We start from the raw sequence: 23,716 nt of genomic DNA on the forward strand, positions 1-23,716 counted from the left end.
TTAACAGCTCCCTTTGCACTGCGGAATTTAGCCCAGTCAAATACACTTAAGCATAAGGGAATAATAGTAGCATCCATGAGATATACTTTACGTTTAAGCCTATTAAGCTCAGCTCGTCTAGGAGAATATTTATGCCACAGATGATCTAAAAGTTTGTAGTAAAGGTCTCGGAATAGACGATGATCACGATGTTTGTTAATGTAGGAAAGATTGGATTTGCTAGGCGTTCTAGAGATACCCATATGACTCATGTTTCCTGTAGTACTACGAAGACCATTAGAGATATCACGAACGGAATCAGCCGATGAAAGATGGCAGAAAAGCATACTCACAAAATGTGTCCAGCTATTAATTCCCTTGTGATGTTTATCGAACTGATATTGTTGAACCAATTTGTTGAAAATATTGCGATTTACTAGTCCTAATATTTGAGAAAATACATTTATATTTACCATGGCGGTTGGTGGTTTTTAGCGAAATAAATATAGCAATCTCTGCTATATAAATCCACCGTCATTTTTTTTCCTTATTTAGGACGCTTCTGAATATATTTTGAAATAAAAAAAGAAATACTACGGAACTTTATGTAAAGGAAAAATTTATAAACACCCTTAACCACAATATTTTAACAAAATTTTATTTTAAAATTATTGAGACAAAATTGAAGGAATTTAATAGTGGTGAAATCTTGTAATATGATAAAATTTATTTGATAATAAAACGCTCACTTTCCAAAAGTCAGAAAGTGAGCGTTAATGATTATTGAGTTTATAAAGGATAAAATATAATTAAAAACTAGTGATCTCCTTTTGCTGCTAAGTATCTTTCAGCTTCTAATGCTGCCATACAACCTGTTCCTGCTGCTGTAATAGCTTGACGATATACATTATCTTGCACATCACCACAAGCAAATACACCAGGGATATTTGTCGCAGTAACATTTGGCTGTGTAATTAAATAGCCTGTTTCGTCCATATCCAAAATACCTTGGAATAACTCAGTGTTAGGTTTGTGACCAATAGCTACGAAGAAACCTGTTACATCTAAGTCTTGAGTTTCATTTGTTTTATTATTTTTCACACGTACACCTGTTACTACCTGACCATCTCCTAGAATTTCTTCCGTCTCTGTATTGTATAACACTTCTATATTCTTAGTATTCATAACGCGGTGATACATTGCTTTAGAAGCTCTGAATTCGTCGCGTCGAACCAACATATATACTTTATTACACAATTTAGCTAAATATGTTGCTTCTTCTGCTGCCGTATCTCCTGCCCCAACAATCGCTACATCTTGGCCTTTGTAGAAGAATCCATCACATACTGCACAAGCAGATACACCAAAACCGTTATATTTTTGCTCTGACTCTAAACCCAACCATTTAGCAGTCGCTCCCGTGGAAATAATAACAGTATCCGCAGAAATCACGGTTTTACCGTCAATTTCTACATAGTGAATTCCACCATCTTGTGAAAAATCAACTTTCGTAGCATAACCAAAACGTACTTGTGTACCGAAACGCTCAGCTTGATTTTTCAAATCTTCCATCATTTCAGTTCCTGTAATGCCATTTGGATAGCCTGGGAAATTGTCTACTTCAGTAGTTTGTGTCAACTGTCCACCAGGAACGATTCCAGTATATACTACAGGTTTCAAATCAGCACGAGCTGCATAAATCGCCGCAGTATATCCTGCAGGTCCAGACCCAATGATCAAACAATTAACATGTTCTGATACTTGCTCTTTATTCATTATATGTTAAAATTTATTTTTTACCGAATTTACTTTGCAGACTCGCCAACATATCATTTGTGATAGGCTTAGCAGGCTCCGCTACTTTAGGCTTCTGTACATCAGCTTTCGCTGCTTTGTCAGCTGGTTGCTTCTGTGCATTTTTCTCATTTTTGTAGGCATTCCAGTGTTTCTCTAAAATGCGTTTTGTATACAAAGGAAAGTCACCATTTTGCATCCAAGCGTAGTAGCTTGGCTCTGCGTCAAACACATCTGTTAATCTTCTACCCTTATGCTTACCAAAATTGATACATACCTCATCTTGGTCGTCATAAACAAAACGTCCAGCAAAATCAACAGGCTTTGTAAGATTTGTAAACTTGTGCAAGGCTTCTACATCATTCACAACTGGATAAGACACAGCACCATGCTTGTCTATAAAACTTTCGTTTTCATATTTTGACAATTGCGCCTTTAGTACTTCGTAAGTTGCACGTACATCATCCTCTGCTTGGTGGGCATTGTCCAAAGATTTGCCACAATAGAATTTGTATGCCGCCTTCAGTGTACGTTGTTCCATCTGATGGAATATATTTTGAACATCTACAAAAGAACGACCATCCAAACTAAAATCAACACCCGCTTTTAGAAATTCTTCCATTAGCATGGGAACATCAAACTTGTTTGAATTGTATCCTGCTAAATCAGAATTGCCTATGAAATCTGCTATTTCCTGTGCTAAATCTTTAAATGTAGGTGCATCTTTGATGTCTTCATCATAGATTCCATGAAACATTGACGATTCCACTGGTATTGGCATTAGAGGATTTACTCTACGCGTATATACTTCTTCTGAATTGTCAACATTCACTTTTAGTATTGAAATCTCAACAATTCTATCGGATGCAATATTTACACCAGTTGTTTCTAAATCAAAAAAAGCTAATGGACGTTTTAATTTTAGTTCCATGAATCTATATTTATATTTTTAACCATGAGGGTAAAATCATTAAGGACAAAAATAAACAATTGCTAGCGTCGCATCATCTAAATTTTGTCACAACTCTACATTTAAAATATTTTCAACAAAAGACTGACTTTAACCAAAAATCAAAGCCTAATCTTCATTATTATAATTCCAAGTACGTAATTTTTCTTGCAGGATGCGCGATATTTTATTGAAGTAACGCTTCTGTTTATACCCCATTACCCATTGAATTCCCTGAACGGCATTTGTACAAAATAGCTCATCTGCTTTTTTCATAATTTCTGGACTAATTTGTGCTTCGACAACAGGTATACCTTCATCTTCTGCCATATCCATCACAACACGTCGCATGACACCATCAATACAACCTTGATTTAAAGCTGGTGTGTATAATACTTTATCGTAATACACAAAAATATTAGAGGTCAACGCTTCACACAAGAATCCTTCTTGATTCAAGATAAAGACATCATCGTAATCAAATTTTTTTTTAAAATTCCCTGCCAAAACATAAATCAATGAATTATTTGATTTTAGTTCTGACAAATCGCTATAAGGCTTTTTGATTTCCGAATACAAATCTACAATAAGACCAACCTTTTTATCTCGAACTTGAATATCTACTTTTTGCACTTGCAAAATATAAGCTGGCTTATTTGTCGCAGGTGAATAGATTCCTCCACCATCTCGATATACAATCAATCTCACGCGTACACGTTGGCCAACCATATTATTTTTTCGAATCAATTCATCAGTATTTTTTTTGATGAAGTATTCGTCAAACATAGCAGATTGTTCCAATTGAATCTTCTGCATACTGCGTTGCAATCGCTCGATATGTAAATGCAAAAACCTTATCTCCCCACCTTGGTAGAGCATAGTTTCAAAAATACCATCTCCATATCGCAAACCTCTATTTTCAACAGTCAATATTTTTGCATCTTCTGCAACTATTTCTCCATTAAAATTTATATAATGTATCGGCATAAACTCTTTTCAATTAACTATTAATTTGCGCTGCATACGCTCTCCACTTTTCTAAAACCTGTTGCATATCTTGTGGCATCGGAACTTCAAAATCCATTCTTTGCTTACTTACAGGATGTTCAAAACCCAATAATCTAGCATGAAGTGCTTGTCGAGGTAATATATCAAAACAATTCTCTACAAACTGCTTATATTTAGTAAATGCTGTTCCTTTCAAAATTTTATCACCACCATATGTACTATCCGAAAATAACGGATGCCCAATAGATTTCATATGCGCACGAATCTGATGCGTTCTTCCAGTCTCCAATTGACATTCGATCAACGTCACAAAACCCAAACGTTCTAAAACACGATAATGCGTTACCGACCATTTGCCTTTTTCTGGATCTTCATGCATAGACATTATTCGTCTATCTTTCAAATCACGCCCAATATAACCACTCACCGTGCCATCTTCAGCAATATCTCCCCAAGCTAATGCAATATAGCGACGATTGATTGTATGCTCAAAGAATTGCTTTGCTAAAAAAGTCATCGCCCATTCATTCTTCGCTATAATCAATAAGCCCGAAGTATCTTTATCAATACGATGTACCAAGCCAGGACGTCCTGTATTGCCTGGTAATGTAGGCAATTGATTTAAGTGATATGTTAAAGCGTTTACTAATGTTCCAGTATAATTATTAAATCCTGGGTGAACAACCATTCCCGCCTCTTTATTAACCAGCAACACATCATCATCTTCGTAAATAATATCGAGCGGTATATTCTCTGGGTATACTTCATTATCGCGCGGAGGATCTGGTAAAACCATTGTAATAACATCAAACGGCTTTACTTTGTAACTTGCTTTGATAGGTTTATCGTTCACACGTACGGACCCTGCATCGATAGCATTTTGAATACGATTACGCGAGGTATTCTCTACTCTATTCATCAAGAATTTGTCTACACGTATCAAAGTGACACCTTTTTCAGCTACAATTCGTACGTGTTCAAATAATTCCTGTTCCTCTTGTTCGATTAATTCCAAATCTTCAGACATAGTACAAAAGTACAGGAATTAAGCCGAAATCTATTAACTTTGGAGTGTTCTCGTATTAAAATCACTGATTATTCAATGATTATTTTTTAGAAACTTAACCTCAAGATTACAATTAATATTACATGCAAATCTATAGCCCAGAACAAAAGATAAATCATCCACTTTACGAAAGCAAAGAAGTGCACGTATATCTTAAAAGAGATGATATGATTCATCCTTTTATCTCTGGGAATAAATGGCGAAAACTTAAATACAATCTACAAAAAGCACAGCAAGAAAACAAGAGTACACTAGTTACATTTGGAGGAGCTTGGTCTAATCATCTTTTGGCTACCGCGTGTGCTGGAGCTACTTTTCAATTCAAAACTATTGGTTTTGTACGTGGGGAAGAAATCAGTAATCCTGTGCTGAATATGTGCAAACTGTTTGGGATGCAATTGCGGTTTGTATCACGCGAAGAGTATAAAGATAAATTTCAGCTTTTTGATCAATTGGAGAATAGAGAAGAATGCTTTTTTATTGACGAAGGTGGCGCAAGTCTTGAAGCAACTTATGGTTGCAAAGAATTAGTTGATGAATTAAAAAATCAATACGATCACATGTTCTGTGCCGCTGGAACGGGAACTACCGCGGCTGGCATTGCACAGGGAATTTCAGACAGTAATTTAAATACACAATTACACATCATTCCAGTTTTAAAAAACGGTGGTTTTATTTTGGATGAAATTGCTCAATTCAATTCACCAACGATTCAAATCCAATTGCATTTGGACTACCACTTCGGTGGATATGCAAAAGTAAAACCTGAGCTTATCTCATTTGTCAAAGATTACATCCAAGTTACTGGTATAATGATTGAACCAACTTATACAGGAAAAGCCATGTATGCCTTACATGCTTTAATTCAGAATGATTACTTTAGCCCAGAAAGTAAAATACTTTTTGTACATACTGGTGGATTAACGGGCTTATTGGGACAAATGGAGAAATTTTGTTAAAGCATTATGAAAATTTATACTAAAACTCACAATACCAATTTATCTAAATGGATTAAGGATTTTAAAATATACACCAAATTTTAGCTCCATTTGGATTGTTATATAGTTCGAATAGCTAGAAGAATAGAGAGAACTGTCTAGTCCTGGAAAATACGACACGTATTTACAAAGATTAAAAATACATAAAATATACAGTATTAACCATTAGGTTACTATTGTATTTGTTTGATACCTCTACTCGAACTCACAAGTCTTAATTGCAGATGTAAAGTTAACCATACTTAAGAAGATAATCAGAACCTTCAATAATGCATACTTAATGAAAAGTGTTTATATTGAAAATCTTAATTACTGTTATCTTTACTTGTATATTAAACCAAACAAGGCTCAACGTTTATATCGTTAAGCCTTGTTTTGAAATTTAAAATAAAATGAAATTAGTTCAATGCGTCTAATTTTTCTTGAATAGCTTTTGCTTTATTTTCAACTTGTAAGAAGTCATAAACACTTTTCAATCCACGTAATGCACTTTCATTATTAGGTTCTACCTCAACAACCTTACTGAAGTAAGTTTCAGCAGGTTTAATTTTTTCTTTCAAAGCATTTACCTTTTCGTTGTATTGATTGTTACTCAAAGCTTTGTCAGCGTTAATAGTACTCAAATCATCTTTAATAATATTTACTAAAGATACTCCAGCATTGATATTTGCATCCACATAAGCAGGATCGATTTCTAATGCTTTTTTGTATGCGTCATAAGCTGCCTGATTATTGTTTAATGAAGATTCAGCTATACCTAAATAAAAATATAAAGTTTTATTACTCGGCTCTTTTTCAATCTGCGACTTTAACTCATTCATAATACCTGCAGTATTACCTAAGGCTATGTTATAGTTAATATTTTGATTGGCAATTTCATTGTCATCTGGATACATCTTGGCTGCTTCTCCCGCATATTTAAGTGCATTAGTAGTATCGTTCATCGTCAAATAAAGATTCGGTATATCTTTAACAATTTTCTTATGTTCAGAATAATCTTTTCTGTCTACTAATGCAAGGTATTTCTCAATACCTTTTTCGTAATCTTGACTTTGTACAGCCGCTACAGCAGCATAATAAGTCAATGTAGTATCACCTGGCATGAAAGTCAATGCTTCATTGAATGCATTGTAAGCACCTGGAAAATCTTGTTTTTCCCATAAAGCAACACCTTTGTTGAAGTTAAAAGCGTACAAATTATGTTCACTATTTTTTATATTCTCTTCTTGTTTTTTATCTTTATCAAAGCTTCTAGCTTTAGCTATAGCTTCTTTAGCTTTGTTCAAATCCTCTTCACTACTATTATCCGAGGCAAGATTGCCATAAATTAAAGAATAAACTGTCCAAGCTTCAGCTGACTCTTTAGTTTTTTCATGGACTACAGCTGCATCAATAGCTTCTTTAGCTGAAGAAATATAAGTAGCGCCTAATTGTGGTGTACCTGCTTGTTTAACTTCGTAATACTTTTGGAAGTTAGTTTGTGCTTTTTTCACATTACCCGTTTGAGCAAATAATGAACCTGCCGAAACGAATAAAGCTGTAAAAATTATACCTTTTTTAATGTTCATATGTTTAGTATTTAATTATTCGAAATTTGATTAAGTAGAGTTTTCACTCTATCCAATTGTTCTTGATCATCAGATGTTTCGTAAAATAATGCTAATCCTCTCAATGCATTCTCAGCGTAAGGTTTAATACCGTTCGCTTTTAACAAATAATCTTGAGCTGAATATTGAGCTTCAAGGTTATTGTTATTTGTTAAGAATTCATTTAAATAAATCAAACCTAATGCCAAGTTTGCATCGTAATTACTTTCATCCAAATCTAAAACTTTTGCATAATATTTCTTAGCCTCAGAAATATTTCCAATATTATCATTGGCAAAACCAGCTAAATAATATAAATCCTTATTCTCAGGTTCGAATTTAATAGCTTCAGCGATTATAGGCGTAATTGCTTGATAACTTTTATTTTCTGCGAATGCGTCTATCAATAAGAAAAGAATTGTCTTGTCTTCTGGATATAGCTCTCTCGCTTTTTGAAGTGTATTCAAATAAGATTGATTATCCTTATTGGTTTTATACAGTTTTGCCAAAGAAATATATGTGAGAGGCTCCACTTGCGATGTCAACACTAATTTTTTATAGTAATTGATAGATTCTTCTGTTTTACCTGCTTCAGCTGATAAAAAAGCTAAATTACGCAATACATCTTCAGACTGTGATCCTAAGCGTTCTACTTCCAAAAAGCTGTTATACGCCTTTTCATATTCCTTTTTCTCAATTTCTTTATTAGCCCTGTAAATATAAGCTGCAATAAGATTTTGAGTTACATAGTTGAGCTCATTATCATAACTCGAACGAACTTTAGGTCGAATAAAATCAACAGATTGTAATGTAACATCTATATGATCCTTGTCCCCTTTAAGTTTACGAGTAGAATCAGCATAAGCTAAAGAACTATATATCATAGCTCGTAAAATATTATTCTTAGTAGAGGAGGAATCTCTTTTAGTCTTATAAGTTGCATCAATGAATTTTTTAGCATTCTCTAAATCCTTAAATTCACCACGTATGGAATACCTAGCAAAACTGTTGGAACTTTCCTTATAATTGGATTGAGCTACAACAGTTGTGCTTAAGCATACAAATAATATTGAAGCTGTTAATGCTTTCATATTGCTTTATTCTTCTGTATCAGTATTATTTTCTTGATCTGCAGTTGAATCTTTTGAACCCTCTACCACTTCTATTTCTTCATCTTCTTCTCGGGCAACTTTCGTGATTGAAGCAATTTCATCTGATTCTTTTAAGGTAATCAAACGGACACCTTGTGTGGCACGTCCCATTACTCTTAATGTATCTACTCCTATACGAATAACAATTCCTGATTTGTTGATAATCATTAGATCGTCATTATCAGTCACGCCTTTTATCGCAACAAGTTCACCAGTTTTTTCGGTTACACTAATAGTTTTTACACCCTTTCCTCCACGATTCGTAATACGGTAATCATCAATATCAGTACGTTTACCGTAACCTTTTTCCGAAACAACCAACACAGATACTTCAGAACTATCAACACTAATCATGCCAACAACCTCATCTTTTTCATGTGCTAAAGTAATTCCCCTTACACCAGTTGCTGTACGGCCCATTGGTCTAACAGTTGATTCATTGAAACGAATAGCACGACCAGAACGTAATGCCATTACAATTTCACTAGTACCACTAGTCAAACAAGCTTCAATTAATTGATCTCCTTCATTGATATTGATTGCATTAATACCGTTAGCACGAGGACGAGAATAAGCCTCTAAAGAAGTTTTCTTAATCGTACCTTGCTTAGTACACATGATGATGAAATTGTTTTCCAAGTATTCTTGGTCTTTCAAGTTTTTCACCAGAATGTAAGCTTTAATTTTCTCTTCCTTAGGAATATTAATAATATTCTGCAGAGCTCTACCTCTCGAAGTACGACTTCCTTCAGGTATTTCAAAAGCTCTTAGCCAGAAACAACGTCCTGATTCTGTAAACAATAACATATAATTGTGCGCAGTCGCAGTAATGATATGTTCTGTAAAGTCTTCATCACGCGTATTAGAACCGATAGAACCCTTACCACCACGACCTTGACGCTTGTACTCTGTTAATGGTGTACGTTTTACATAACTATTATGCGATATAGTAATTACTACTTCTTCGTCATCAATAAAGTCTTCCATAGTCATGTCTTCCGCTGAATGCACTACCATAGAACGACGTTCATCACCATATTTCTCTTTGATCTCAACTAACTCATCTTTGATGATTTGATATCGTAAACCTTCATCCGCTAATATCTGTTTCAAATATTCGATAGTCTTCATCAATTCAGCGTATTCATCTTTGATCTTATCACGCTCTAGTCCAGTTAAACGGCGTAAAGTCATGTCTAAGATAGCTCGTGCTTGAATATCCGTAAGACCGAATTTCTCCATTAAGCCTACGCGAGCTTCTTCTGGCGTTTCTGAATTGCGAATTAATTTGATTACTTCATCCAAATGATCTAATGCAATCAGATATCCTTCTAAGATATGTGCACGTTTTTCAGCTTCTGATAGTTCGTATTTCGTACGACGAACGACTACATCATGACGATGCTCAACGAACACCTCAATCATGTCTTTCAAATTCATCATCATCGGTCTGCCTTTCACTAAAGCAATATTATTTACCGAAAAAGATGTTTGTAGAGACGTATATTTGAATAGATTATTTAAGACAACATTCGCATTTGCATCACGTTTTACTTCGTAGATGATACGTACATCTTTAGCAGATTCGTCTCGAATTTCAGAAATACCTTCCAATTTTTTCTCATTCACTAACTCAGCAGTACGCTTGATCATATCTGCCTTATTAACCAAATAAGGTATTTCAGTAACAACGATTATTTCACGTCCAGCTTTTGTAGTTTCAATCTCTGCTTTTGCACGCATTACAATACGTCCGCGACCAGTTTCGAATGCTTCACGCACGCCATGGTGTCCATATATTAAACCTCCTGTCGGGAAATCTGGCGCTTTGATATGTTGCATTAATTCAGAGATTTCAATATCTCTATTATCGATGTAAGCTATCGTACCATTTAACACCTCAGTTAAGTTGTGAGGCGCCATATTAGTAGCCATACCTACAGCAATACCTGAAGCACCATTCACTAATAAATTAGGAATACGTGTTGGTAAAACTGTTGGCTCTTTTAACGAATCATCAAAGTTAAGTTGGAAGTCAACTGTATCTTTATTAATATCAGCTAACATTTCTTCAGCTATTTTACGAAGACGAGCCTCCGTATAACGCATCGCTGCTGGTGGGTCACCATCCAACGAACCATAGTTACCTTGACCATCTACCATCGGATAGCGCATAGACCAATCTTGCGCCATACGAACCATAGCATCATACACAGAAGAGTCACCATGTGGGTGATATTTACCCATAACATCCCCTACTATACGGGCTGATTTTTTAAACGGTTTGCCAGATGTCACACCTAACTCTTCCATACCGTACAAGATACGGCGGTGTACTGGTTTCAGACCATCTCTCGCATCGGGTAAAGCACGAGATACAATTACCGACATCGAATAATCGATGTAAGCAGATTTCATTTGGTCTTCAATATTAATCTTTACGATCCTGTCGTTAGCAGGAATTAAATTATTGTCATTTTCTGTTTCTTCAGCCATATTTTAAATAGGAATCTGTAAACTAATTTTATGATACGAATTATCACAATACGATACCTTGCGAAGGTACAATTTTTTATCGACAAAAAGGTGATTTTTTGGTATTTAAACTTAGTAAATATTGTATAGATTGTAGCTAAATATTAATACCTTAAATATGTGTTATTTAAAAGTTTACAGAAAGATGTTGCTTATATCAAAAACAGAGTTTTAATATTTAAATTTTACAAAAAAGTGTTGAATGATGAATATTTTATAAAGAATGCTATTTTATTTTGCTAATAAATCAAAAAACCTTTTATCTTTGCCAGAAAAATTAAAGCAAACACAAACAACGATGAAACATAATTTTGGAGCAGGGCCATGTATATTACCTCAAGAGGTATTTCAGGAGGCTGCACAAGCAGTCCTTGAATTCAATAATACTGGCTTATCAATATTAGAAATCTCTCACCGCTCTAAAGAGTTTGAAGAGGTTGTAGAAGAGACGGAGAGTTTAGTTCGCGAATTATTAAATGTTCCAGAAAATTACTCCGTGCTGTTTTTGCAAGGTGGAGCTAGTCAACAATTTGCGATGATTCCTATGAACCTACTTCCTGAAGGTGGCAAAGCTGCTTATTTAGACACTGGTGTGTGGGCGAGTAAAGCGGCTAAAGAGGCTAAAAACTTTGGTCAAATTGATATTGTAGCTTCATCAAAAGACAGCAACTATACGTACATTCCTAAGGATTTTGAAATTCCTGCGGACGCAACGTATTTCCACTATACATCCAATAACACAATTTACGGTACAGAAATTTTCGAAAAACCTACTACAACTATTCCAACAGTAGTAGATATGTCTTCGGATATTTTAAGTAGAGAAATCAATGTTGCTGATTTTGATTTAATCTATGCAGGTGCACAAAAAAACATGGGGCCTGCAGGTGTTACATTAGTTATTGTTAAAAATGATTTATTAGGAAAATCTGGTCGTACAATTCCAAGTATCTTCAATTATAACGAACATATTAAAGCGGGTTCAATGTACAATACTCCTCCTGTATATTCAATATATGTTTCGATGTTGAATCTACGATGGTTAAAAGCTAAAGGAGGTATCAAAGTTATTGAACAAGAAAACATTATTAAAGCGCGTACTCTTTATGATGAGATTGAAAGAAACCCATTCTTTAAAGGTACCGCTGAGGTAGAAGATCGTTCAAGAATGAATATTACATTTGTAATGGATACACCAGAATTAGAAGCAGAATTCTTAGCTTTGGCAAAAGAACGTAACCTAATTGGTATCAAAGGGCATCGTTCTGTAGGTGGCTTCAGAGCCTCTATTTACAATGCGCTTGGAATTACATCCATTAATGCATTGGTTGATGCCATGCGTGAATTTGAAGAAAATCATAAATAATAAATAACTATAATGAAAATATTAGCCAATGATGGGATAGATCCTATCGGTAAAATTATATTACAAAATGCTGGTTTCACTGTGGATACAGAACATATTCCACAAGCAGAGTTAGCAGAAAGATTAAACGAATACGATGCTATCACGGTACGTAGTGCAACTAAAGTTCGCAAAGAATTAATCGACGCTTGTCCAAATATCAAAGCTATCGGTCGTGGTGGTGTAGGTATGGACAATATTGATGTAGAATACGCACGTTCGAAGGGTATTGCTGTTGTGAATACGCCAGCGGCTTCATCACATTCTGTTGCAGAATTGGTATTTGCACATTTATTAACTGGTGTACGATTCTTGCACGATTCAAATCGTAAAATGCCTGTTGATGGCAATGTAAATTTTGCAGGTTTGAAAAAACTTTACGCTGCTGGTGTTGAGCTGAAAGGTAAAACATTAGGAGTTGTAGGTTTTGGTCGTATCGGTCGTGAGACAGCTAAAATTGCTTTAGGTGTAGGTATGGATGTAGTATACTACGATTTGTTCGAAGGTCCTAAAGCGTTGACACTTGATTTCTCAGGAAATATATCTGTTGATATTCCCGTAAAACAAGTGGAATTAAAAGAGTTATTCGCTGCTTCAGATTTTATATCTGTTCACGTTCCTTTCTTAGAAAAACCAGTTATTGGTAAAGAAGAATTCGAATTGTTGAAAGATGGTGTAGGTCTTGTGAACGCTTCTCGTGGTGGTGTAATTGACGAGTTGGAATTAATTAATGCGTTGAATTCAGGTAAAGTTGCATTTGCAGGTTTAGATGTATTTGATGACGAGCCTAATCCACGTATCGATTTATTGAAACACCCTAAAGTATCATTGACACCGCATATTGGCGCAGCGACAAATGAAGCACAAGAGCGTATAGGTGAAGAGTTAGCACAATTGCTTATTGAAAACCTGAAGAAGTAATTCTTCCGCATATAAACATATGCGGCACAAGAGCTTTATCAAGCATTTTGTGCCGCATTTTTGTATAAGTATATTTGTGAAATTTATTTTAACATAGCTAAAAATATTTACTAATTATAACATGAAAGTTTTAAAATTTGGTGGTACTTCCGTAGGAAGTGCAGCACGCATCAAAGGGTTGCTAGATATCGTAAACCCAAATGAGCGTCAGATCGTAGTTTTATCTGCGGTTTCAGGCACTACAAATGCCTTAGTGGAGATTTCTCAAGCATTCTCAGATAGAGATAAATCAAAAGCTTTAGATTTAATTAAAGCACATAAAGATAAATACGAAGATTTAATTAAGGAACTTTTTGCATCTGCTGAAGGTTTACAAAAAGGCAAAGAACTAATTGACTATCACTTCAATTTGATAGCTGAATTTGGAAACCATGATGTCTTCACGCCTACAGAAGAAAAAATAATATTAGCTCAGGGTGAATTATTATCAACTACTTTGTGGCATTTACATTTAACTGAAATTAATGTACCTTCAGTTTTATTGCCTGCATTGGATTTCATGAAAATAGACGAAGACAATGAACCAATCGTCGAGTATATCACCGAAAAATTAACACCTTTCTTAGAACAAAATTCTGAAAACAAATTATTTATCACACAAGGGTATATCTGTCGAAATTCATTCGGTGAGATTGATAATTTGCGTCGCGGTGGTTCAGATTACACAGCATCTTTGATTGGTGCTGCTATCAAAGCTGAAGAAGTTCAAATCTGGACAGATATTGATGGTATGCATAATAATGATCCTCGTATAGTTACAGGCACAAAACCAATTGCCAACTTGAGTTTTGATGAAGCCGCTGAATTGGCGTATTTTGGCGCAAAGATTTTGCATCCTCAATCTGTATTTCCTGCACAAAAATATAACGTTCCGGTTCGATTGTTAAACACGATGGATCCCACGGCTCCAGGAACATTGATTTCAAAAAATGGCGCTGAGAAAGGCTCAATTCGTGCAATTGCAGCCAAAGATGGTATTACTGCTATCCACATTCACTCTTCACGCATGTTGTTAGCGTATGGTTTCTTGCGTAAAGTTTTTGAGATTTTTGAGCGTTACAAAACACCTATTGATATGATTACAACTTCAGAAGTAGCTGTATCTTTATCAATTGATGATACAAGTAATTTATTAGAAATCATTAAAGAAGTCGAGTTATTTGGTAAAGTTGGAGTTGATGAAGGTCAGACTATCATATGTGTAGTTGGTGATTTTGGCGCGAATACCCATGGTTATGCAGCACGCGTGTTGGATGCTGTAAAACATTTGCCAGTTAGAATGATTTCTTACGGTGGATCTGATCACAATACATCCATTTTATTGGATACAAAACATAAAACAGAAGCATTACGCTCATTACATAATAGATTATTTTAACTGTTAGGAATCTACCATGTTTCAAAATAAAGAAATTCTAAAAAATCTAAGTCAGCAAGAAACGCCATTCTATTTTTACGATTTAGAGTTATTAAATCGTACGTTGGATGAGGCAAAAAAAGCTGCTGACAAACGTAATTTTCATATTCACTATGCTCTTAAGGCAAATTTCAATGACAAGATTTTATCAATTATACAATCTAAGGGTTTTGGGGCGGATTGTGTAAGTGGAAATGAAGTCGAAAAATCAATTGAAGTTGGCTTTCCAGCCGAGCAGATTACATTTGCGGGTGTAGGTAAATCGGACAAAGAGATTATTGCTGCATTAAAACATAAAATATTCGCTTTCAATGTAGAATCAATCCAAGAATTAGAAGTTATTAATGAACTAGCCGTAAAAGTCGGAGAAAAAGCGAATGTTTCATTACGCATTAATCCTAACGTCGATGCGCATACGCATCATTACATTACGACAGGGTTAGATGAAAATAAGTTCGGTGTTCCGAATTCTGAATTAGAAAAAGCAACTTCTGTAATAAAAAGTTGTGCGAATATCAATCTTATCGGGTTGCACTTTCACATTGGATCACAAATAACGGATATGACCGTATTCAAAAGTCTTTGTGTAAAGGTAAATGAGTGGAAAAGCTTTTTTGAAGAGCGTGGTACATATATCAAAGTCATTAATGTCGGCGGAGGATTGGGCGTGGATTATAAGAATCCTGATGAAAATCCAATTCCTGATTTTGAAGCATACTTTGATGTTTTCGACAAATTCTTGGAGCGAACGGCACAACACGAAGTGCATTTCGAATTAGGGCGAGCTTTAGTAGCTCAATGTGGAACTTTAGTAAGCAAGGTGCTATATACTAAAAGTGGGGTAAAGAAAAATTTCTTAATCCTGGATGCAGGGATGACTGAATTAATGCGTCCAGCGCTATATCAGGCTTATCATAAAATTGAGAAAATTGCTGAAATTTCTGAAACGGAAAAAGTACTTAACTATGATGTTGTAGGCCCTATCTGTGAAAGTTCGGACTGCTTTGGAAAAGAAGTCGAACTTCCAATAAGCAAGCGTGGTGACCTAATCGCGATTCGAACAGCTGGAGCATACGGCGAAGTTATGGCTTCGCATTACAATCTACGTAATGAGATAAGACATTACTACAAAGAGAGCAAATAAAAACACTCAAAAACAATGTCCAATTTAATCGATTGGACATTTGTTGTTTTATACAACCAAATCAAACTTCTTAGCTATATAATTGTTCTTATTTTAGACTAATTACTTATTGTTATGCAAGAAGATAGAAATGAAAAAGAAGAATGGGAAGGAAAGGTACCCGAAGTAGTCAATGAAGAGAAAGATGACAAGCCAGCTGGGAAAAATATTATTCTAGTAATAATTATTGCTATAATAATCCTTGCAATAGTTTACTATTTCTTTTTCAGAGACACAGAGAATATGTTTAGCTAATATTTTAGTGATATTACTCTAACAAATTAGAGTAATATCACTTTCCAAGCTGACAAAATATCATTATGCTGCAAATAAACTTTAGCCCTTTCCTGCAGATGAATATCGCGTGTTGATTCATCACCAATGAATGCATTCATTAATTCTTGTATCGATGCATCCACACGAAATTTATCCACTTCAACTTCCGTTGGAAGAGGAGATAAACTAGCTAATTTTACTTTGTCTTCATCAGAAAATACTGTAGAATTTCTTACGAATGATGGCAAATTACCTATGGACATTATTTTAATTTTTCAATGATTTTATCTGCGAATTCACTTGTTTTTAAAAGAGTGGCATTTTCCATAAGATTATAAAAATCCACGGTCACGGTTTTCTCCTTGATAGTTTGGGACAATGCATTTACAATCATATCAGCAGCTTCTTGCCAACCCATATATTCTAACATCATTACTCCACTTAAAATAACCGACGAAGGATTCATCGTATTAGTATTTGCAAATCGTGGTGCAGTACCGTGCGTAGCTTCAAAAATAGCGTGACCAGTTCTATAATTGATATTTGCGCCTGGAGCAATTCCAATTCCGCCAACCATAGCTGCTAAAGCATCAGAAATATAATCTCCATTCAAATTTAGAGTAGCTACGACGGAAAAATCTTTGGGTGCTAACAAAATTTGCTGCAAAAAATTATCGGCAATCATATCCTTGACTATTACTTTCCCAGCTAGTTCTGCTTCTTTTTGCTCTGCGTTTGCAGCGTCTTGCCCCTTTTCAGCTTTTGTTCTCTCCCACTGACCCCAGGTATACGTAAAATCAGCAAATTCTGCTTCCGCGACATCAAATCCCCATTGCTTAAATGCGCCTTCCGTAAATTTCATAATATTACCCTTATGTACAATGGTTACAGATGGCAATTTATGTTTGATAGCATGCGCAATAGCCGAACGGATAAGACGTTTTGAACCTTCTTCAGATACAATTTTAATTCCTATACCTGTATTGGGGTTAAACAAATAATCAACATTCATTTCATGCAATAAAAATTGCTGCATTTTTATTGATTCTTGCGCCTCTGCGGAAAATTCAATACCAGCATAAATATCTTCTGTATTTTCACGGAAGACAACCATATTTACATCTTGAGGTCTTTTCACAGGTGAAGGCACCCCCTCGTACCACTTTGTGGGACGAAGGCATACATAAAGATCTAATTCTTTACGCAAAGCTACATTTAACGAACGAATACCTCCACCAATCGGGGTGGTCAAAGGGCCTTTGATACCTATTAAATACTCTTTAAATGCTGATAAGGTCTCTTCTGGCAGCCAACTTCCAGTTTCATAGAAAGCCTTCTCTCCTGCTAAAACTTCCTTCCATAAAATAGATCGCTCACCTCCATATGATTTAGCTACAGCTGTATCAAACACTCTAACTGATGCATTCCAAATATCTGGACCAATGCCATCACCTATAATGAAAGGAATAATGGGATTATTAGGAACATTCAATTTTCCATTTGCTCCCATAGTAACTTTTTCGCCCATAACAAATAATTTTAGTTGGTTTTGTCTTTATTAAACATGTTTCCAATTTCGCGTGATATTTTTCTGAAAATAGGAGAAGTTTGCAACGATTCATATTCATCAATATGCTGATTCTCTTGGCGACTAGGGAAAATGATAAGTAAATTTTGATTCTTATAGTAACGTCCTACACGTTTGGCTAATCCATCCAAAGAATCTCTGTATGAAACTTCACCACTACGAGCTGAAACGAACACTAATAATGAGTCAGAATTACTAAATGTCGCCAATCCATATATATTATCCCAATCTTCGTAATTGCCATAAGTCACTTGAACACTAGACTTTAACTTTACCCTAGCTACCTCCAATTTATTTTCAGTACGTGTATCACATACGAAACATATTGGTAAAGACAATTCTTGAGCCAATTTTAATATTTTTTCCATCCAATATTCAAAACCTACTTCAGATTCCGCTAAAGGAGGTACAAAAACAGTAATGGATCGATGCGACACCAACGGTTTATCAATTTTACACATAAACAACGTGGTGTCTGTTTGATTCAATATACTCTCAGACTTTTCTCCTACTATTTTATCAACAATAGACGCTACACTTGGCCACCCCATCAAAATACAATCTGCCATAATTCTATCAGACATTCTCGCTATACCTGATGGAATATTAATATCTACAGTAGTAAGTAACTCAACTTCCGTCTCTGCTCCAGATGCATATTTCGCTGTATTTTCTAAATTCCGGCGAGCTTCGATGATATTTTTCTCCGCTTGCTCGTCATCTGGCACTACACTTAAAATATTTAGAGGATAAGGTGATTTTGTAGATTTGATTAATGTAGCAAAATCCAAGATAGGTTCCATATTGTTCATATTAGCAATAGGAATCATGATTTGTTCTTCAGATTCCAATACATGCTCGATATGTTCATCATCCTGATGTCCCTCTCGCACCACTTTCTTTGAAGCACTTTCTGTAACCATTGTGGCTATAATACAAGTTACTAATATCAAAACAATTGTACCATTTAGGACATTCTCATCAATAATATTGTTGTTATACCCCACCATAATCACAGCAAGTGTAGCAGCAGCATGAGCATTGCTCAATCCAAAAATTAAATTGCGTTGATTTTTTGAATATTTAAATGTCAACTGTGTAGCGGTTGCTGCTAAAAACTTTCCTAACACTGCTACAACCGTTAGTGTTCCTGCGACAATCAAAGCCATAGGTCCTTTTGTCAATACACTGACGTCTACTATCATTCCTACAGAAATAAGAAAAAAAGGAATAAAAATTGCATTTCCTATGAATTCAATACGATTCATTAATGCTGATGAATGTGGAATTAATTTGTTTAGTGCCAAACCAGCCACGAAAGCACCAATAATAGGTTCTAATCCTGCTATTTCAGCCATGAAAGCCGAGAAAAATACCACCGTCAATACAAAAATATAGTGACCAGTTTTTTCGGAGTCTATTTTTTGGAAAAACCATTTCGCAATTCGCGGAATAATTCCAAACATGATAAATAAAAACACCGCAAAAGAAACACCTAGTGTAACCCAAAACTCCTGTGTAATATTTCCTTGAGATGCTCCTGTTATAACCGCTAAAATAATTAAGACAGCAGTATCTGTTAAAATAGTACCTCCTATAGTGATCGCTACAGCTTCATGTTTTGAAATACCGTAACGACTAACGATAGGATAGGATACTAATGTATGTGTAGCGAACATACTTGCAATCAAAATGCTTGGAAGAAAACTATAGCCTAATATGTAATAACAGACAGGAAAACCAATTGCTATAGGAATAATGAAAGTAAATAAACCAAAAAGACCACTTTTATGTCTAGTCTTCTTGAACTCATTCATATCTAACTCAAGACCAGCAATAAACATAATATAAAGCAAACCAATAGTCGAGAATAAGTTGACAGCTGAATTATTTTCCAGCCAATTAAGTCCATGAGGACCAATAACTACACCTGCTATTATTAAGCCAATGATCCCAGGTACACGAATTGGTCTTAATAATATTGGTGCTAATAAAATAATGAGTAAAACTAGAGAAAAAATTAAGACTGGATTGGTAAGTGGAGCTTCGAAAGCATGGATTATATGATCTATTACCTTATTATTCATCGTATTCTGCTATAACTGTTTTAATTTTTTAAAAAAAATTAATTAACCGCAGTTAAAATACAAAAAAAACACGGCAAACAGGAATTGTAGATGTAATTACTTAAACTGAATTGTCTTAATGGGTGATATACGAGTGATCAACATAGATGGTATAATTGTAGTAATAAATACCAAAATAACGACAGAAACATTCAATATCAATACAGTAAATATATCAATATGCATTGGAACAAATTCCAAATAATAAATACTTGGATCTAACTTAAAGAAATGTGTTGCACGTTGAAAAAAATAAGCGGAGATGGCAACTACATTGCCAATTAATAATCCATAGCCGATTATATATAAAGAATTCATCATGAATACTTTACGCAAGGCTGTATTATTCATACCTAAAGCTTTCAGTATGCCTATCATATTAGTCCTTTCCAAAATGGTAATCAGCAATGATGAAATCATATTGATAACAGCAACAATAACCATTAAAACGAAAATAATATCATCATTCATATCAAGCATTTCTAACCAATTGAAAACATCTGCCCAATATTCAATGACATTAGTGGCTTTCAAGGTGATAGGAAGATTATCATTCACAGACTCTGTTGTCTCTTGAAGCTTTTCAAATTCTTTAACCCGAATTTCGTAAGCCCCAGTTTCATTCTCTTGAAGGTGATTTAATTTTCTTATAATATCTATAGAGCCTACAACATAATTTTTATCCCAATCATCCGAATTAGTTCGGTAAATCCCTTTAATAAGAAACTTTCGTTTTCGTGTCCTATTTTCTTGAACAAAAGACATAATCACATCGTCACCAACCATAACATTTAACCTATTCGCGAGATAATATGATATTAGCAACTGTTGTTCAGCATTTTCAGCGTTCAATTCTAAGACTGAACCATCCACCAAACTACTCTTAAGAAAACTTTGATCATAATCAGCCTCAACTCCTTTTAACATCACACCCTCGACCTCATCATTGACATTGATTATGCCGACTTTAGTTGCAAAGCCATTTACTGATTCAATGTTAGGAATGGAAAGAATTTGTGTAGTTTGTGAATCAGATAATAACACCGGAGTTAAATCGTAATCAGCTAATGTTTGTTTTGTGACGACAATATCGCCGAAAAAACCACGTTGCTTTGTAGTGATTTCTTCTTTAAAACCTCTCAAAATTGCAACCGAAAGTAATATAGCTATTATAGCAATAGACAATGCACCTATAGTCACACGTACTATAAGCTTTGAAAAGGTACGTTGACCCTTTACATTTATTCTATTGGCTAAAAACAACGGAAAATTCAACCTGCAATAATATTTTGTAACTTCGCAAAGTTAATAATTTTTGGCACTTGACAAATTCAAGCCATACTGTTTTAAAATAAAAGTACCGAGATAATATGCGTATCGTTTTTATGGGAACTCCAGATTTCGCAGTTGCTTCACTAAAAGCACTGTTGGATGCCGGAGAAAATGTTGTTGCCGTAATCACCGCTCCCGACAAACCTGCTGGAAGAGGACAAAAATTAAACCAATCTGCTGTCAAAGTATTTGCTGAAGCAAATGGATTACCTGTATTACAACCCGAGAAGTTAAGAGATCCTCAATTTATAACTGATCTAAAATCTTATAAAGCAGACTTGCAAGTGGTAGTAGCCTTTCGCATGCTGCCTGAGATTGTATGGAATATGCCTCCAATGGGTACGATTAATGTTCATGCATCATTACTTCCTCAATATCGTGGCGCTGCTCCCATTAATCATGCCGTGATTAACGGAGAGAAAGAAACCGGCGTTACAACGTTTTTGTTGCAACATGAAATTGATACCGGAAATGTGCTATTAGCAACCAAAGTTGCCATTGAGGAAAACGATAATGCAGGGATTGTACACGACAAATTGATGATTGCTGGAGCCGAGACATTGATTAAAACAGTTAACGGTTTACGTGACAAATCAATCACCCCAATTCCACAAGAAGACTTTCCGCAAGAAGAATTAAAACATGCTCCGAAAATTTTTAAAGAGGATTGTTTAATTAACTGGAACAACACTACAGAAAAAGTTTATAATCAAATTCGTGGGCTGAGTCCATATCCAGCTGCGTTTACATATCTTCATAATAAAGTTTTAAAAGTTTTTGAGACCCAAAAAGAACTAGAAAACCACGGTAAAGATGCAGGATCTATTGAATCTGATGGCAGAAGTTACCTTAAATTCTCCACAAAAGATGGATATCTCAACTTAAAAGTAATTCAAATTGAGGGCAAAAAGAGAATGGAAATAAATGATTTTTTAAAAGGATATCGTTTTGAAAAATAATTATATTAGCAATTAATTACTCCTCTTCGTAAACGATGATATCCCCGGGTTGACATTCTAAAGCCTTGCATATAGCCGCTAAAGTTGATAGACGTATTGCTTTTGCTTTATTATTCTTTAATATTGACAAGTTAGAAAGAGTAATTCCGACATGTTCACTTAATTCGTTAAGTGACATTCGTCTCTTGGCCATGACTTGATCTAATCGGATAACTAGCTTTTTCATTGTAATAAAGTTTATATTGGAAAAACATTTTAGCTACAAAAAGGTTTTAATTATTAAACAAAAATAATTTATCGCTTTATAATTAGGACTTAACATTATTTAATAAATTTTGGAATGATTTTTGAAGACAGACGAGAGCTCAACAATTATTTCTAAGTACCTAATAATGAATGGATAAATTACAAATTTATTACAATAAATGACGTAAAAATTTAGTATTTTTGCAACATCCAGAAAAAAGGTATAAAAATTAATGAGACAGCTCAAAATTACACAATCGATCACGAATCGTGAATCACAATCTCTTGACAAGTATTTACATGAAATTGGTAAAGTTGACTTGATTACTGCTGAAGAAGAGGTAATCTTGGCACAACGTATTCGCGAGGGTGATCAAGTGGCATTAGAGAAATTAACAAAAACCAACTTACGTTTCGTCGTTTCTGTAGCTAAACAATATCAGAATCAAGGTCTTACTTTAGGTGACTTGATTAATGAAGGTAACTTAGGCCTAATCAAAGCAGCAAAACGTTTTGACGAGACAAAAGGTTTTAAATTTATTTCTTATGCGGTGTGGTGGATTCGTCAGTCTATTTTGCAAGCTATCGCTGAACAATCACGTATCGTACGTCTTCCCCTTAACCAAGTGGGATCTTTAAGTAAAATCAGCAAGGCTTTCTCGAAATTAGAACAAGAGTACGAACGCGAGCCTTCTCCAGAAGAATTGGCGGATATCTTAGAAACTACAGTAGATAAAGTTTCAGATACGTTGAGTAATTCAGGTAGACACGTATCGATGGATGCTCCATTTGTACAAGGTGAAGAAAATACATTATTAGATGTATTAGAAAATTCTGACCCAGATACAGATAGCTCATTGATCGACGAGTCATTATCTGAAGAAATCAAACGTTCACTATCTACATTGACAGAAAGAGAAAGAGAGATTATCGTATTATTCTTTGGATTAGGATCAAATCACCCCCTATCACTTGAGGAGATCGGTGAGAAATTTAACTTAACGAGAGAGCGTGTACGTCAGATTAAAGACAAAGCTTTGCAACGTCTACGTCACACATCTCGTAGCAAAATTTTAAAATCTTATTTAGGCTAATTCTTAAGCCTCATAAAAATTTGGAAAGCGCAAGATAGTATCT

The 23,716-nt window shown here is 34.9% G+C and carries 21 protein-coding genes; 8 read left to right on the forward strand and 13 right to left on the reverse strand.

The annotated features are described in order from the left end of the window. The 5 genes from GOQ17_RS11360 to GOQ17_RS11380 form a co-directional block, all read right to left on the reverse strand. A partial coding sequence (locus GOQ17_RS11360; protein ID WP_159637525.1) for a DUF4372 domain-containing protein occupies window positions 1-455 on the reverse strand: 455 nt, incomplete at its 3' end. Window positions 456-795: 340 nt separating this feature from the next. After that, on the reverse strand, window positions 796-1,755 hold the full coding sequence (gene trxB / locus GOQ17_RS11365; RefSeq protein WP_159637526.1) for a thioredoxin-disulfide reductase: 960 nt from the start codon (window positions 1,753-1,755) through the stop codon (window positions 796-798). Window positions 1,756-1,768: 13 nt separating this feature from the next. Next, on the reverse strand, window positions 1,769-2,704 hold the full coding sequence (locus GOQ17_RS11370; protein ID WP_159637527.1) for an exonuclease domain-containing protein: 936 nt from the start codon (window positions 2,702-2,704) through the stop codon (window positions 1,769-1,771). A gap of 147 nt (window positions 2,705-2,851) precedes the next feature. Beyond that, a complete protein-coding gene (locus tag GOQ17_RS11375) occupies window positions 2,852-3,709 on the reverse strand; it encodes an aminotransferase class IV (RefSeq protein WP_159637528.1) in 858 nt (285 codons plus the stop codon). Window positions 3,710-3,722: 13 nt separating this feature from the next. Further along, complete coding sequence (locus GOQ17_RS11380; protein WP_159637529.1) at window positions 3,723-4,757, reverse strand: RluA family pseudouridine synthase; 1,035 nt, start codon at window positions 4,755-4,757, stop codon at window positions 3,723-3,725. Between the two features lie 122 nt (window positions 4,758-4,879). Here GOQ17_RS11380 and GOQ17_RS11385 point away from each other — a divergent pair, with 122 nt between their 5' ends. Next, a complete protein-coding gene (locus GOQ17_RS11385; protein WP_159637530.1) occupies window positions 4,880-5,755 on the forward strand; it encodes a 1-aminocyclopropane-1-carboxylate deaminase/D-cysteine desulfhydrase in 876 nt (291 codons plus the stop codon). Window positions 5,756-6,192: 437 nt separating this feature from the next. On the opposite strand, the gene GOQ17_RS11390 is transcribed toward GOQ17_RS11385, so the two are convergent. Genes GOQ17_RS11390 through gyrA form a run of 3 tightly spaced genes read right to left on the reverse strand, consistent with a single transcriptional unit; the run spans window position 6,193 to window position 11,027 of the window. Further along, window positions 6,193-7,362, reverse strand: coding sequence for a tetratricopeptide repeat protein (locus GOQ17_RS11390; RefSeq protein WP_159637532.1), 1,170 nt, complete (start codon window positions 7,360-7,362; stop codon window positions 6,193-6,195). A gap of 11 nt (window positions 7,363-7,373) precedes the next feature. Continuing rightward, window positions 7,374-8,471, reverse strand: a complete 1,098-nt coding sequence (locus tag GOQ17_RS11395) for a tetratricopeptide repeat protein (protein WP_159637533.1) — start codon at window positions 8,469-8,471, stop codon at window positions 7,374-7,376. Window positions 8,472-8,477: 6 nt separating this feature from the next. Then, a complete protein-coding gene (gene gyrA / locus GOQ17_RS11400; protein WP_159637534.1) occupies window positions 8,478-11,027 on the reverse strand; it encodes a DNA gyrase subunit A in 2,550 nt (849 codons plus the stop codon). A gap of 337 nt (window positions 11,028-11,364) precedes the next feature. Here gyrA and serC point away from each other — a divergent pair, with 337 nt between their 5' ends. The 5 genes from serC (at window position 11,365) to GOQ17_RS11425 (ending at window position 16,307) form a co-directional block, all read left to right on the forward strand. Then, window positions 11,365-12,432, forward strand: a complete 1,068-nt coding sequence (gene serC, locus GOQ17_RS11405) for a 3-phosphoserine/phosphohydroxythreonine transaminase (RefSeq protein WP_159637535.1) — start codon at window positions 11,365-11,367, stop codon at window positions 12,430-12,432. Window positions 12,433-12,444: 12 nt separating this feature from the next. After that, entirely contained in the window at window positions 12,445-13,392 is a 948-nt protein-coding gene (locus GOQ17_RS11410) for a D-2-hydroxyacid dehydrogenase (protein ID WP_159637537.1), read from the forward strand. Between the two features lie 121 nt (window positions 13,393-13,513). Then, on the forward strand, window positions 13,514-14,830 hold the full coding sequence (locus tag GOQ17_RS11415) for an aspartate kinase (protein ID WP_159637538.1): 1,317 nt from the start codon (window positions 13,514-13,516) through the stop codon (window positions 14,828-14,830). A gap of 16 nt (window positions 14,831-14,846) precedes the next feature. Then, window positions 14,847-16,013, forward strand: coding sequence for a diaminopimelate decarboxylase (gene lysA / locus GOQ17_RS11420; RefSeq protein WP_159637539.1), 1,167 nt, complete (start codon window positions 14,847-14,849; stop codon window positions 16,011-16,013). A gap of 114 nt (window positions 16,014-16,127) precedes the next feature. Next, window positions 16,128-16,307 (forward strand): hypothetical protein, encoded by a 180-nt coding sequence (locus tag GOQ17_RS11425; RefSeq protein WP_159637540.1) that lies wholly within the window; start codon window positions 16,128-16,130, stop codon window positions 16,305-16,307. 26 nt (window positions 16,308-16,333) lie between these two features. Here GOQ17_RS11425 and GOQ17_RS11430 read toward each other — a convergent pair whose 3' ends face one another. The 4 genes from GOQ17_RS11430 to GOQ17_RS11445 form a co-directional block, all read right to left on the reverse strand. Further along, window positions 16,334-16,591, reverse strand: coding sequence for a hypothetical protein (locus GOQ17_RS11430; protein ID WP_159637541.1), 258 nt, complete (start codon window positions 16,589-16,591; stop codon window positions 16,334-16,336). Next, window positions 16,591-17,856 (reverse strand): NADP-dependent isocitrate dehydrogenase, encoded by a 1,266-nt coding sequence (gene icd, locus GOQ17_RS11435; RefSeq protein ID WP_159637542.1) that lies wholly within the window; start codon window positions 17,854-17,856, stop codon window positions 16,591-16,593. The genes GOQ17_RS11430 and icd overlap by 1 nt, the downstream gene beginning before the upstream one ends. Before the next feature lie 11 nt (window positions 17,857-17,867). Continuing rightward, window positions 17,868-20,003 carry a cation:proton antiporter gene (locus tag GOQ17_RS11440; protein ID WP_159637544.1) on the reverse strand — a complete coding sequence of 712 codons (2,136 nt, stop codon included), beginning with the start codon at window positions 20,001-20,003 and terminating at the stop codon, window positions 17,868-17,870. A gap of 96 nt (window positions 20,004-20,099) precedes the next feature. Further along, window positions 20,100-21,317 carry an ABC transporter permease gene (locus GOQ17_RS11445; RefSeq protein ID WP_159637545.1) on the reverse strand — a complete coding sequence of 406 codons (1,218 nt, stop codon included), beginning with the start codon at window positions 21,315-21,317 and terminating at the stop codon, window positions 20,100-20,102. Window positions 21,318-21,412: 95 nt separating this feature from the next. Here GOQ17_RS11445 and fmt point away from each other — a divergent pair, with 95 nt between their 5' ends. Next, window positions 21,413-22,333, forward strand: a complete 921-nt coding sequence (gene fmt / locus GOQ17_RS11450; protein ID WP_159637546.1) for a methionyl-tRNA formyltransferase — start codon at window positions 21,413-21,415, stop codon at window positions 22,331-22,333. A 16-nt stretch (window positions 22,334-22,349) separates the two neighbouring features. Here the strand turns inward: fmt and GOQ17_RS11455 are convergent, their stop codons facing one another. Further along, entirely contained in the window at window positions 22,350-22,559 is a 210-nt protein-coding gene (locus GOQ17_RS11455; protein WP_159637547.1) for a helix-turn-helix domain-containing protein, read from the reverse strand. A gap of 253 nt (window positions 22,560-22,812) precedes the next feature. On the opposite strand from GOQ17_RS11455, the gene GOQ17_RS11460 reads away from it, so the two are divergent. After that, complete coding sequence (locus GOQ17_RS11460; protein ID WP_079642450.1) at window positions 22,813-23,673, forward strand: sigma-70 family RNA polymerase sigma factor; 861 nt, start codon at window positions 22,813-22,815, stop codon at window positions 23,671-23,673. The last annotated feature ends 43 nt before the right edge of the window (window positions 23,674-23,716 follow it).

Origin of the sequence: Sphingobacterium composti (assembly GCF_009829075.1) — a bacterium.
Taxonomy (GTDB): Bacteria; Bacteroidota; Bacteroidia; order Sphingobacteriales; family Sphingobacteriaceae; genus Sphingobacterium; species Sphingobacterium composti.